Origin of the sequence: Tunturiibacter psychrotolerans (genome assembly GCF_051013365.1) — a bacterium.
Lineage (GTDB): Bacteria > Acidobacteriota > Terriglobia > Terriglobales > Acidobacteriaceae > Edaphobacter > Edaphobacter psychrotolerans_A.
Map to the genome: position 1 here is coordinate 4,088,833 of NZ_CP132941.1, position 13,307 is coordinate 4,102,139.

The 13,307-nt window shown below is 52.2% G+C and carries 13 protein-coding genes; 7 read left to right on the plus strand and 6 right to left on the minus strand.

All coding sequences use genetic code 11. The annotated features are described in order from the left end of the window. Window positions 1-17: 17 nt before the first annotated feature. Window positions 18-968, minus strand: coding sequence for a phytanoyl-CoA dioxygenase family protein (locus RBB76_RS17120; RefSeq protein WP_429634837.1), 951 nt, complete (start codon window positions 966-968; stop codon window positions 18-20). Window positions 969-1,609: 641 nt separating this feature from the next. Between RBB76_RS17120 and RBB76_RS17125 the strand changes: the two genes are divergently transcribed. Further along, window positions 1,610-2,302: a malectin domain-containing carbohydrate-binding protein gene (locus tag RBB76_RS17125; protein ID WP_429634838.1), complete on the plus strand. Its 693-nt coding sequence runs from the start codon at window positions 1,610-1,612 to the stop codon at window positions 2,300-2,302. 400 nt (window positions 2,303-2,702) lie between these two features. Here the strand turns inward: RBB76_RS17125 and RBB76_RS17130 are convergent, their stop codons facing one another. Beyond that, window positions 2,703-3,755, minus strand: coding sequence for an acyltransferase family protein (locus RBB76_RS17130; protein WP_429634839.1), 1,053 nt, complete (start codon window positions 3,753-3,755; stop codon window positions 2,703-2,705). Window positions 3,756-3,992: 237 nt separating this feature from the next. Then, window positions 3,993-5,195 (minus strand): hypothetical protein, encoded by a 1,203-nt coding sequence (locus tag RBB76_RS17135; protein WP_429634840.1) that lies wholly within the window; start codon window positions 5,193-5,195, stop codon window positions 3,993-3,995. 955 nt (window positions 5,196-6,150) lie between these two features. On the opposite strand from RBB76_RS17135, the gene RBB76_RS17140 reads away from it, so the two are divergent. The 4 genes from RBB76_RS17140 (at window position 6,151) to RBB76_RS17155 (ending at window position 8,725) form a co-directional block, all read left to right on the plus strand. Continuing rightward, complete coding sequence (locus RBB76_RS17140; protein WP_429634841.1) at window positions 6,151-7,140, plus strand: HipA family kinase; 990 nt, start codon at window positions 6,151-6,153, stop codon at window positions 7,138-7,140. 432 nt (window positions 7,141-7,572) lie between these two features. Beyond that, on the plus strand, window positions 7,573-7,716 hold the full coding sequence (locus tag RBB76_RS17145; RefSeq protein WP_429634842.1) for a hypothetical protein: 144 nt from the start codon (window positions 7,573-7,575) through the stop codon (window positions 7,714-7,716). A 114-nt stretch (window positions 7,717-7,830) separates the two neighbouring features. Beyond that, the gene (locus RBB76_RS17150; RefSeq protein WP_429634843.1) at window positions 7,831-8,334 is read left to right on the plus strand and encodes a beta-propeller fold lactonase family protein; all 504 of its coding nucleotides are present in this window, start codon (window positions 7,831-7,833) and stop codon (window positions 8,332-8,334) included. 130 nt (window positions 8,335-8,464) lie between these two features. Next, entirely contained in the window at window positions 8,465-8,725 is a 261-nt protein-coding gene (locus RBB76_RS17155; RefSeq protein WP_429634844.1) for a putative quinol monooxygenase, read from the plus strand. A gap of 61 nt (window positions 8,726-8,786) precedes the next feature. Here the strand turns inward: RBB76_RS17155 and RBB76_RS17160 are convergent, their stop codons facing one another. Both RBB76_RS17160 and RBB76_RS17165 read right to left on the minus strand, forming a co-directional pair. Beyond that, window positions 8,787-8,915: a hypothetical protein gene (locus RBB76_RS17160; protein ID WP_429634845.1), complete on the minus strand. Its 129-nt coding sequence runs from the start codon at window positions 8,913-8,915 to the stop codon at window positions 8,787-8,789. A gap of 2 nt (window positions 8,916-8,917) precedes the next feature. Further along, window positions 8,918-9,139: a hypothetical protein gene (locus RBB76_RS17165; RefSeq protein WP_429634846.1), complete on the minus strand. Its 222-nt coding sequence runs from the start codon at window positions 9,137-9,139 to the stop codon at window positions 8,918-8,920. Between the two features lie 365 nt (window positions 9,140-9,504). On the opposite strand from RBB76_RS17165, the gene RBB76_RS17170 reads away from it, so the two are divergent. Beyond that, window positions 9,505-10,206, plus strand: coding sequence for a polysaccharide deacetylase family protein (locus RBB76_RS17170; protein WP_429634847.1), 702 nt, complete (start codon window positions 9,505-9,507; stop codon window positions 10,204-10,206). A gap of 114 nt (window positions 10,207-10,320) precedes the next feature. After that, window positions 10,321-11,160, plus strand: coding sequence for a glycosyltransferase family 2 protein (locus tag RBB76_RS17175; RefSeq protein WP_429634848.1), 840 nt, complete (start codon window positions 10,321-10,323; stop codon window positions 11,158-11,160). 1,698 nt (window positions 11,161-12,858) lie between these two features. On the opposite strand, the gene RBB76_RS17180 is transcribed toward RBB76_RS17175, so the two are convergent. Further along, a complete protein-coding gene (locus RBB76_RS17180) occupies window positions 12,859-13,284 on the minus strand; it encodes a HEAT repeat domain-containing protein (protein WP_429634849.1) in 426 nt (141 codons plus the stop codon). Window positions 13,285-13,307: the final 23 nt, after the last annotated feature.

Consider the following 13,307-nt stretch of genomic DNA (forward strand, 5'->3'; position numbering starts at 1 on the left):
CACTCGTCTAAATCCGCTCAGTGCACCATCATGGGGATTTCTCGCTCAATCAGTTCCATGGTCGTCGTGTAGCGAAGTCGCTTTTCGGGACTGTCAGCCTTCTCGGCTTGCGCGGCTAGCTCGGCTACCGAGGGCTTTAAACGCAACGGCAAATCGCGCCAATAATACTTCAAATCGTCATGCTTCAAGTCCGCGTAGGTGGCTTCCCAAGTTCGTCCGCCTTTAGCCTGGTTGGGAAACACGATCTCGAGCGGTGAGACGGCCTCGTTATAGCTTTGAATCCGGCAATCCACCGAAAAACGGAGCTGGCTGGAAGTACTGAGTGTCGACCTATGCACCGTCAGGCTGTGAAAGAAGACAGCATCTCCTGCATTGATCCCTCCGCCTACCCAATCGCCTCCCGGAGCGGTTTCCGGCTTGATATATCCCTCTGTGGTTAGAAGCCCCGAAAGATGCGATGCTTCCTTGATCTCGAGCGTCCCCTGTCCCTGCAGACAATCATGGAGCGGCATCCACACGGTGTAGCTCTCAGGGCTTCCCGCAATCCCGGAGTTGTCCTGATGCGCATGCAAAAGGGCGCTCTCGCAGTTGGGGGAAATCATCCGTGCAATGGGCTTGGGATGAACCAAAAGGCGTGGCCCCACAAGTCGCATCATCACATCGGTCAATACCGGATGATGCGTCAATGCGTGGAGCCGCTCCAAGCGGAACGCGCGATTTGCAACCTGCTTATATTTCGGATCTGGATCGAAGCACGCCATGGCAGGATTCGCGAAGCGGTACGATGGTGCGGACCCCTCGATCGTCCAGCCCTCGTCCGATGCAATGCCGGTCATATCGCTGAGGAGCTGCTCCAGGTCCTCTTTCGGCATCAGGTCTCGGATGAAGACGTATCCGTAAGTCTCCATCTCACTCTTGAGAGACACGGAATCCAGATCTCTAGCAAAGATCGTGCGAAATGATTTCATCTTATCTCCAGGGAGCAGCACATCAGACGCGTTGCCAATCAAAACTGATGACCAAGCCCTTTATTCCATTTTTTTTGAAGAAAGTCCTAAATTGGTCACTGAGAGCAAAAATCTTCGTGCAATTGGTATGCTCGGCGAAATTTGTACCCTTTCCGGCAGATCCTGAGATGCAACGGGTCGCTGAGGAATGATTCGGCGGTGCAGAGGCCGGCTCGGCTACAACCAGCCTTGAGCTGGATAGCAACAACGTAATCCTGGATAACATCTGCGTGGCGAGCTGACCACGGCACTGGGGTAGGCTGGACCACGAATACGGCATCTCATGGTCTTATCGTCGACGGCGACAATGTGAACGCACTCGGCCTTGCGGCCGAACACTACCAGCAAAGCCAGGTACAGTGGAACGGCAACAACTGCGAAACCATCTTCTATCAAAGCTAGGGTCCCTACGACGTTCCAAGTAAGAGCTCATGGACCTATAACGGTGCGAATGGCTACCCTCTTGCGAGGTTACGTCCAAGGTCTGCTCGCATACCGCTCATGGTCTCGGGATCTACTCCTTCTTCGACGTCCCGAATGTAACCATCTTTCAAAGCAATCCAATCCTCGCTCCCAATGTTTCGGAGATTAGCTTCACCCACATGGTCACTGTGATGCTGAGCGGCACAGGCGGCATCAGCAACGTTATCAACACCACCGGTACTCCACACGACTTCACCTCCTATGCGGGAAGCGGCACATGCTCGGCAGGCAGGTCAAACGTGGATATCAACGGGGGCGGCGCAGCTGTATTGCCATTCATAGCGGACACGGACTTCTCCGGTGGCTCGACGTATGCGGTATCGAACACCATCTCAACTAGGGGAGTGACCAAACCCGCGCCCGTAGCGGTGTATCAGGATGCTCGCGAAGGAACCTTTACTTACACAGTGCCGGGTTTCGCCGCAGGCAGCACGCACACGGTACGGCTGCACTTCGCCGAGCTGTACTTCTCAACCGCAGGTCAACGTGAATTCGACGTCGCCATCAACGGGACACCCGTTCTCACCAACTTCGATATCGTTGCGGCTGCGGGCGCTCAATACAAGGCCAACGTCCAGCAGTTCACCACCACGGCAAACAGCTCAGACGCGGAATCACATCTGCTAATGAGTCAGCCAGGAGTAGGTGCAGTCACAGCACTTGCTTTTGTGCTGACCCTGGGAGATGTGCATCGCTTTCCACGTGGCAAGCAGGTCCCCAGCCACCTGGGATTGCACACCTGGATATTCTTTAGCCACTCGCATCACTGCATCGTTGAGGCTCTCGAGTTGAGCATCCAACATCGCCAGTAAATTTAGCAAATCTTTCCTGCGTCGATCCGGCCATAGCTGCAGCGGTAGTGACGCGAGCGCTGCCCGAGCCTCCGTGCTCCACAGCTTCTGCGTTTTTCTGCATTCCTTGGTTCAGCATGAGGTGCTGCAATTCATTCTTGACCCGGGTAAGTATCTGCACCGATTTGTGAGGGTGCATCAGCAATTGGCGATGATCCCGAATCTCGGCGTCGGGTATCCAGATCCGAGGAAACCTTCTTCCACCAGAAGCTGCGGTATGTGTTTTGCATCTCGACGATCTGTTTTTTGTTCCCGCACGTAGCTGGCACGAATTTGCGCCGCATCCCCCCGACACATACCTCGTGATCCAACTTCTGCAACAGCTGTACGAACCACTGATCGTTTCCTACAGTTTCAATGCCTAAGATCTCTGGCGAAGCCAGCTTCCGGTAGAAGCCTTCAGCGCATGTAGAGTTCGAATGCGACGTCTGGCCGGCTCCTCAAACCACACGAAGACAAACAAGGAAATCGGAATTAGAGCTGCAATGCAGAAGCTACCTTCACGAAAACTGAGTGGGTGCTGGAAATATGTTCGAAAGTAGTTGGGCATCGGCACTTGCAATAGATACATGGCGTAGCTGGCTTCGCCAAGTAACACTATTGGCTTTAATTCAAGCACTCGGCAGAACAAGCTCCTTTTGTTCGCGAGCAGCCAAATGATAGCCGCAAAGGGCAGAATGATCAGCGTGACAAAACGATGCGGATTAAGAGCCAGCAAAAATATGCCCAACGAAACGGTGGCGATCTCTGCGGAGAACCCTGAAAAGGAACGGCTCGGGGAATACCGAACCAATAACATCCCCAGGAAGAATTCCGGCAGTCGCAGCAGCGGCATCGGAACATGAGTTGATAGCCAGGACACCCTTCCCCCAATTGAAACCAGAGGTCCACCAACTACGATGATGAGCAGGCAGGTCAGCCATGGCGCTGCCATTTTGTTCTTTGCCTTGGCAAAGCCCCAAAGAAGCAGAGGAAAACATAGGTAGAAGAACCATTCGACAGAGAGTGTCCAGGCAGGATAGTCCCATTCGCCTGGCAGCCCGGAAGGCCTGACCGTCCAGGATTGGACCATGAAGAGGACTGCCAGCGAGCGAAACGTTGTCGCCGTTCTCCAAAAAGGAAGTTGCAGAAGAAGCGCCAAAAGGTAGACAGGATAGATTCTGGCGAATCGTGCCCCCAGAAATTTCATGAATGAAGTATGTTCCCACCGATCGGCGTAGTTGTAGGTGAGCACGTATCCGGAGAGAATGAAGAAGAGCGATACAGCTAAATCGCCATGACCGAGGAAGATTAGCCATAACTTAGGCGCCTGGTATTGAGGCGCGCTTTGAATTGCAGTGTGGAAGACTACCACGTACAAAGCTGCGAAGAATCTCAATCCCGTCAGAGCAGCGAGACGAGGACGCTGAATCACTGCGTGGGTTATTTGTTCGCGTTCAAATCAAGTGCCATAAACAACGGCATACCTGGAGCTGGCTCGTCATCGATAAGCCTCAGACCGATCAGGTGCTCGTCTCGGGGGATGCTGCCTGAAAAAGAGGCGATTTTTCTGTGGAAGGTTTTGGAATTGCCCTAGCTTTGGCTTGGGCAATTTTGCTGTCAAAAGAAGTATGGCACCCCGCGATGGCAGGTGAAGGGTTGGCAGAGACGATCAATGCGAGCTCGTGGATTCGTTTCTTTGCCAAACCTGGTCACCGTCCGGAAAAGTGTGTTCTTCGCTGTAATGACTGTGCAAATACGCCCGAAGTGGAACGACATGGTCATTCGGACGGACGGCAAGGTTATCCATCGAACCTAATCTCGCAGCCCAGAGTACATAAGGGACTTGCTTTTCTTCGAGCTGCCGAATCGTCAATGCAACCTCTTCCTGGCGGGTACCATCTCCGGGAAGTATCTGGTCGACAAATACGGGATTGCGCAGTTGCAGGGACAGATAGATTCCCGGCCACGCTGCCTGAAAGACAAATTGCTCGGGCCGAGTGTGCTCCATCATCCAGTGCAGCTTCTCGTAGGAGAGTGGGCTGACCGCTACTTCTCCTGCTGGCAGGTGGGTCTTCCGAGGTTGATAAGCGTAGGCTGCAATCGTCTGCCAAACGGCAAGGCAGGATATTCCGATCCACATTGCTGCAACAGCGTAGGGGCGGATCTTTCGCGCTTGATCGATACACCAGATGAGCAGGATGACGCCTGCGAGGGACACGGCATACAGTCGCAGCCAATTCAGGCTGAAGGAAACTTCAACCATTAGGAAGAATCCGACTAAGGACAGGAGGGTGATCCGTTCCCAGGGGAACGTGGGAGCATCACGTTCGCGCCAACAACGCCAGAGTGTCAGAAGATATACTGTGGGAAGAAATAGATAGACAAACACAGCCTGGGAGAGTTTGAGCGCGCCGCGCAAGGTAAAGGGTCCCGGCAAACCCAGCAGGGGGGGCCGCATGGGGACTACGTATTGTCGGGTATAGGTGACCTGAGAGTACCAAAGCTGTTTCCATCCAAGGGCGGCGATGAGAGGTGCGCTGAGCATCAGAAGTGCTGCCGAATATCCGATAAAGAGCAGCGATTCCTTCCGGATAAGATGAAACCAGGGCTGCTTCTCCCGCGATTGTCTCCAGATGAGGAACACTGCAAATGCAAGCAGGGCCGCGCCTCCGTGGGTTTGGGTAAAGAACGATGCCGTTCCTAAGAATGCCCCCGCGACAACGGTTGCCGAAGGTGTGATCTTCCTCATATAGATTTTCACCGCGCCCATGATCGCCAGGACACTAAAAAAGTGGTGGGTTCCGTTCAACAACTTGCCATAGATCAGCACGAGGAAAACGGCTGTCGCCAACACGGCGGATCGACGATTCATGATCTCGCTCGCTAGGGCGAAACACGCCCAGCAAAGTCCAATCCCAAGAGCAAGCACCACTGCGTTTGTTACCCATAGGTGAAGTCCGAACAGCCTAAATAAAGAAAGGTAAACCAGGTCCGTTCCCGGAGCCGTGAACTGGATGAAATCACGATAAATCCGGTCGCCATCTAGCATCCGTTGAGCACGCATCCAGAAGAAGGCTTGATCGCCGCTCAGCAGAAAGGGGGTATGTGGAAATGAGAATAGGTTTAGGTAGAGGTAAACTGCAACTCCCAGCATTAAAAAAACTAAGTGGTAAGTAACACTCCGCTGGGTTGAGGACTTAGTTTTCATGTTCGACTCGAATGCATAGTGCCAGGCAAAGCGAGGGTGTCCGGTTCGAGAACATCGGTGTGGCCGCGGGTGGAGTGGGGACGGGGAGTGGGGTAGGCGCTGCCTTGGGAGCGTTATAGCTCGAGCAGCCGACGAAAATCAGAGATAAACATGGAAGCGAAGCGATGGCAAGGCGCACGTTCAAAACTCGGGACCAAACGAATTTGCGAGACTTACCCTTCCACAAACTCGACACCTACCGATTTATTCCTTAATTTTTCAAAATAAATATCGGAATTTTCGAGGGCTCCGCATCCAGGCCAGAACTCCGCAGATGATCGCCACGGAAAGCAGGTGGATCTTTGGGTGAACCGCGCCACTATTCACAGTGAACCGGTTTACAATTTCCAAATGATTTAACCTCACCTCTGAACAGGGAACCGACCGATCCGTCGGCGTCGGTACCTGGAGATCCGGCAGTTCATTCAGTGTGGAGCGATTGCGGATTGCAAGAGAAGGAGGCGGTTCTAGCGGCTCACGCAAAAGTGTTATCGAACTGCGCGAATTATTCTGAATATCCTACTAGCGAAATCATGGTCCTGCCATGTACCCTCCTAGTGTTTCAACCTGGAGGAATGCGTTGAGTTTCGTTGAGTTTGATTCCTTCTATAAGAAGGAGCACCCTTGTTCTACTGTTTTTCTTTCTGCTAACAAATACGTTCGGAAGATGAAAGGTGGTTCTCAAGCAATTCTGGTTCAATGCGACGACGATCGATTTTACATCGTAAAAATGGGTGGCAATCCGCAGGGTCCTAACGTCATGGCCAATGAGTTTCTGGGTAGCGTCATCGCAGGTGCAGTTGGACTTCCTGTAGCTGAAGGCATGCTGATTCACCTGTCGGATCACTTTATCGACAGTGAGCCAGACATCTGGTTTGAAGTTCCTTCAGAAAGAAAGCGTCCGAACGCTGGCTTGCATTTTGGAAGCTTGCTTGTGGGCCAACCCTCTGGTCCACAACGATCATCAGAGTACATCAGTCCTTCGAGAATCGATTCCATTGCGAATCGGGATGCATTTTTGGGGATGTACATCTTAGATGTTTGGGCGAATCAACAAGACAACCGACAGGCTGTTCTCCTCAGGAGATCGGACGATGATGCTCAGGAGGCTTTCTTCATCGACCACGGTCATATGTTTGGAGGCCCTGATTGGAATTTTCGAGAACGGCCGGGAGCGGCCTTCCATCTCGAAACGTCCATTTACTCTGAACTTTGGTATGACAAGGTCGTTTCTTCCTGGATTTCCCACTTTCGCACCGTTCTTCCTGAGGTCCTCTCTTGGGTCACCTCAATTCTTCCACCGCGATGGTATAGCGGTGACTTGAGATGCTTGATGGAAGTACTGATCCATCGATTATCAAACCTGACCGAGCTTGTCCAAAACGATGCGGCAAGATCTCGACTTTTCGTTCACCAAAATAGTGAAAATGACACCCTGAGACTGTCAGATTCTGGAATCCACAAATTCAGAACTCCGGACACACGGAGTGCCTTTTATCGTAATCTTGCGGTTTCATATGCAAAATTCGTACGCTCTGACCGGGTATGTTTTGCAAAATTGGGAAGCTAAGATCGAAATCACTTCGGAGGGCGAGCTCAGTGATGTCGAAATTTTTCTTGAAGATCTTCGGCATCACAGCCGCATCCGATACGCGTTTCTTTGATCGTTTGAATGGCCTTAGCATTGGACCATTCCGCGCGTTTGTATCTGGTTCCTGCCTCGTACAAGAGCTGGATACGATACTTCCGATGTTTTTCGATGGCCAGGTCGGACCGTCAGAGTGGCAGAGATCCTTCGATCTAGTCGGTGAGAACTGTTTCGATCTCGCAGGAGAGCTGGTCCCGACAGACGGGTAGAATCGACGTCATATGATTGGTCTTTGTATTAGATAGATCAGCCCCATTCCTGCCGATCCCTAGCCCAGACAATCGCACAGGCAGCAAAGACGAAGAAGAAGACTGTTGACCACAAGAGTAAGACGTTCCGTGCAATGACGTGCAGATGAAGAGTCAATCCTTCGACGGAGAAAACCTCCAGTTTGGTTGCGCCGAGATTCATGATGGTCTTAAGTCGCATACCCTCGTCGCGAAGCCGATTTCGACGACTTCCCCCGAAACCCGCGCATCCATAGGCGCGGATGAGTAAGTCTAGGCAACCTTGCGGAAGATGAGGTCGCGATCTTCGCGGCGTCTCCAGTATCCGGCGATGCGCCCGTTGGCATCGCGTTGAAAGATCAGACGAATCCGCGCTGATCCTGGGATGGGCGCTCTTGTGGTCAATCCGAGCGCTGGGGTTGGAGCCTTCTCAGGACGGTTCGCTCCCAATGGGAAGCTGATTGTTTCTGAGACGGGTTCCACCATTTCTGCAATCTCTTCTTACACAGTGCTTTCGAATGGAAAGCTTTCCGCTGTCACGCAGAGCTTGACGACCAACGGTGACGCCAACTGCTGGAACGCAATCACTCCGAATGGCGCTTTTGTCTATGCATCGAATGCCGGTACTTCGAACATCTCCGGATTTTCGACCGGCCAGAGCGGCGCCTTGACCGCGCTCACGTCGTCCTCTGTCGTCGCAACCAACCCGGAGAACGCCACGAACCTTGACATCACGACCAGTGGCGATGGCAAGTTCTTATACTCGCTCAACGCGATGACCGGAACCGTGGGTGTCTTTGCCATCCAGTCCAACGGCACGCTGAAGGAAGTGGATGAGATTCCTGGGTTCACCGCGGCGGTGGGCTTCAACGGTATCGCTGCACTGTAATCGCAATGGGCCATCATATGATGGCCCATTGCTCAACCAAGTCGATGCTCTGTAGATCGAGGTCAGGGCCAGCGATGGAAACCGAAGAGGACCAGAGATAGTATTTCTGTTCCACACCACACCACACCACATGAACCAAGAAATTGGGAGAAGATATGGACCGTTTTGCAAATTAGCCACACTGGAAGCGCGACCAGGTAAAGAAGGCAAGGCCGAAGAGTTTCTGAAATCCGCACAACCATTGGCTATGCAAGAAGCAGGAACAACGACATGGTTTGCCTTTCGCGTCGGACCGGCCACATTCGGTATCTTCGATACATTCGCGAATGAATCAGGACTGCAAGCGCATCTGAACGGCGCGATTGCCAAGGCACTGTCCTCGCCGCGATAAAAACCGATGACGAGTGAATCCAATCCCCAGATTGCTCGGGATGTAACCGCCTATGACGAAGTCATGGCCGGGGGTTGATGCGGTTCTTTGACCAGAGGCCGCTACGCACGCCCGGTTGATAGACGCTGTCCGCTCGTTTGGCAACGACGCCTTCCAGCCTTTGTTTCTTAACGAAGGCGAGAGTTTCCATGATTACAGGATTTCACGCCGTTTCGAGAGCGGTAGCTGGGGCACGTCTTTGTTCTTATGGACGAAGATGTCGAAGGCGTAGTAGTGGGTGAGGGCCTGGGCGGACTTAAAATTCTGGACGAGGTTGAAGTTCGGCCTTCCATCTGGAGACAGCGCCACCAACGCGTCGTCAAGTACGGTATCGATGAAGCAACACGGCACGCTCGCGGGTGCCTCCTCCTGCATTTAGAGCTCTTTTGAAAATTCCTGGAATAAAAAGTCAATTCGTTAGTTTTATGACACATAGGCGATATCTCAATTCCGCCTCACGGGAAACGAGGAGTTGTGTCCACAATGAGAACCGCACTATGCCATTCTTGAACTTCCCCACTTATAAAGACCTACTTACTCGGATCAGAAGCTGTCTCTCATGGAGAAATTTACGGAATTGCTAATCGAGACCGAAAGCGGGTGGAAACCCGGACTTCCGCAAGACGATCTCGATTCTGATCAAGGAAGACTAGCCCTCAGGCGAACTGTGTCCCACCACGGACTCTATTCAAGAGTTCGTCAATATGCGAGAACAACCTGCTGAGGACTCCTGACTATCAATGATTGGACTTCTTGCATCAACCACAGTCATGACCGCGGCGTCGGTGCTTGGCTATAACGCGATAGCTCCGCGGTCGCAGCTGTTTGGCACAACCTTTACGGACAATAAACGCCATGAAAAACAGCTTGCGCGAACGTTCGACGGTGGCCCCAATGATCGATCCACTCCTGCTTTGCTCGGGGTTCTGGATAAGCACGGCGGTAAAGCCACATTCTTTATGATCGGCAGAAATGTAGCCGCACACCCGGAAATTGTCCGGGCTACGGCAAGAGCGGGTCACGTCATTGGGAACCATACCGCCAAGCATCCCGATTTGATTTTCTGCTCAGGCAATCAGGTGCGCGCGCAGTTGCTTGCATGTCGCGAGGCGCTCGAAAGTGCGGTGGGCGAGCACTCCACTCTTTTTCGTCCGCCGTATGGACGTCGGCGGCCGCAAGTGATCAAGATTGCTTCCGAACTGGAACTCTCGACGGTAATGTGGAGCGTAATGGCCTATGACTGGCAACCCAGTCCTGCCTGGAAAATTGAGGCGAAGGTTGCCCGTCAGATAACGAACGGCGACGTTATTCTCTTGCACGATGGCGGACATCTTGGGCTCCGTGCTGACCGCGCGCAGACGATCGTGGCGACGGATAAGATCATCCGTCAATATCTCGAACAAGGCTTTAGCTTCGTTACGGTGCCGCAAATGATGGAGTAACAGACAACAGTTCGGGAGAACTTCCTGTATATCCAGATCGCCGCGGCATCGTAACGGCGACCTCAACATCACACTGCTATTTGTGGAGCCGATCAAGCTCGCCTTCGGAGATTTATGACCTTTGCTTCTGTCATCACGCCGGCTTATCGCGCAGAGCAAACTATCGCAATACCCGTGGGCAGCATTTTGGCGCAAACCCATGAGAACTGGGAAATGATTGTCGTTTCCGATGATGGCCTAGACTACCGCTCAATTTTAAGGTCGCACGGCATTGAGGACTCACGGTTGCGTTTCGTTTCAACCGGGAAAACAGCAGCTGGGCCTGGGGCGGCCCGTAATATCGGGGCCGAAAATGCGCGATACACCTTGCTGTTTCACCTTGACGCGGACGACCGATATGCAGAGGATTACCTTGCCCGTATTGTTCCAGTACTCGAAACGGCCGGTGCTTGCGTTGGCGCGGTTCGACTAATTGACCCAATTAGCGGCGATGAGATCCCCCTTTCTCTACGGCCTGCCGCTGATTGCCTCATGACTGTCCGCGAGGCCGTTCGCTATTGTCTGGGATATGCGACTGTCGCCATCAATAGCAGGATTGTATCTGCTCGGTGGCCAGAAGGCCTGCACTATGGAGAAGACTTTCTTTTCTGGCTGTTGCTATTGGAGGAAATTCCAGGAATCGCATATGTATCCGCTGCACGGTATGACTACTACTTCCGGATGGGTTCGCTTTCCCGGCCCAACGAGCCCACAACTTATGGAATTTGTGAGCTACGGGAACGAATGATCGAGTGGCTGGAGTCTCGTTCTTTCTCAAATCCGGAAATTCCAAACGTGAGGACTTGGCTGCGTAGCATAAACGATATGGAAGCAGAATTCGGCTATCGCATAGTGGACACGGCCACTTTTTCCCGGGAAGCGGGAAGAAGATTCGACGCCGCTTTCGGTGGTTGACCGAATGGGCATAGATTTTTTTAGGAAGCAGACGAGTTTGTATTCGTGACGTTCGCGTTGAATCTCTCACTCTACGTCCGAAAAGGTATATGCAAGAATGGCTTCCAGAGGAGCTGATCGCTCAGATTGAAGATGATGCGGGTTGGTTGATATCGTTGATGATTTGCGGAAGTGACGCCCAATGTTGCCCACGTACCTGATGATGATGACGTTCGCACCAAACTGCTGTTCCACTTGCAGGTTGTAATGATCGATCACATCCGACTTGCAGTTGGAGTTTTGGATCTGAAGGACAGCGGTGTGAGAGTCTGCAGGTTCGAGATGTTGGGCGCGGCGGCGAGGCAGCCCTGGTCGAAGGTGGTGGCCTCTCCGTTGAGCGTACTTAGCACTTCCGTTACAACAGACCGGAGACACGGTTTGCAGCGAAGCGCAACGGCTACGGGTCCTCAGCTTTGGGCAACGCATGACGATATTGTATGCCATGGAAAGAGAGTCGGATCTTTGATCAACGTCTACAGTTTTTGTCGAGTTATCAAAAAGAGGAGATTAGCCATGAGCACTGCCGCCTGTGTCTACGCAACTTGCATGCGTTGGCTGCGACGGTGTTATTTCGTGAAATCTTTGGATTCAAGAAAGCGGATTTAATTTGCGAGGTTGCGTCTGAATATATCGCCGCAAATGTCTGCTCGCTGAGCCACTACCGGAAGAAGGTTGAATAAGTACCGGTGACACACTAGCGGTAACGTTATAAGATCCGACTTGGGTCGGTGGACTTGTATCTCCTGTCCAATCGTTACTATCATTCGACACATATAGTTGCTTAGATCCCTTGAATGAAGCTGAGAACTCTACAAAAAATCTAACCGTCACGCTGTCACCGGAGATTTTTGCGGAAGATAGACTGGCCAGCACCGAGCACTGAGAGTTGCTGACACTTTGAGCAGTTTTGGTGGCTGCGGTCGTGGGAGGAATTCACCCCCCGAGTCCGGGGCCAGCTGGATGACGCCAGAGCTAACGTTATAGGTAAAAATGCATTGATCTGACGACCATCCGGTCTTACTTCCCGGATCAGCACCGCTCATTATAAAGAGAGAAAACGACCGCCCATCCGTTACACCTCTGGGAACGATGTAGGTAGCCACAAATGCCTGTTCTGAACCACTACCGGACGACGGAGAAAGAGATACGAGATTAGCGTTTTGGTTTCAGAGCAATGCTCACACCTAATCCCGATAGAAGCGCCATCATCTGACTTAGCTTCGACGCAGAGCGAAACGATCGGACGCCCACGAGAACAGTGAAACTAACCATGTCTATCCTCCGAGATCCCCCCAGGAGCAAGAGAGTTTGCACGGCTGCAGTTTCCTTGTGGGATTCCCGTGGGCGTACAGGATTTTTCCACTTTGCTCCCCACCCAGATTTTAGGGTGATTGTTCCGTGCCCTTTGCGATTGATTGCTTTACTCATGCGCAGGAATGGACGTGACGCGAACGTCCACAGTTCGGGAAATAGTCTTGCGCTCAAAGTTTCAGTTGATCAACTAATTCCAAACTCGATTCGAGGCTTATCGTATGCATGAACACCAAGGCATCGTCGTCCATGCATACTGGGGCACCTTCTCTAGGTGCTACCGGGGATGTCATCCGGCTATTACGTATCTTTGTTGATATGAAAAGCCGCCGCCGCGCTAGCCGCTTATTAACTCAATTGAAATGTGCGCTTGTTTGTCGTATTCGTTTGAACCAAGATTCGGACTTGAGTGTCCGGATCGGCGTTTAGTTTTATTAGTAGATGCGGGGGTGTGCTTTTGTTTTGAGCAACTCCTCTACGGACGAAGACGATTGGATCTTCTGCGAGTTTCTCGAGAACCAGTCGAGAGGTCAAAGGGTTGCACGCCACCCACATACGGACATCGGAATCAAAATCCTGTGACAGCTTTTCAAGTAAATCTGGGTTATTGGTACTTGCAGCCATCCACCGCAGCCAGTCGATTTCCTCAGACCGCAACTCGCCGATTGTCCGAGGCTTTTGCCGAAGCCAAATGACAGCGTCCTCGGTGCAATAATGACCTTCGTATACGGCAATCAAATCCTCGCCAATTACTTCGTTCAACCAATCCAACATACGTTCTTCTTGCGACCTTTAGT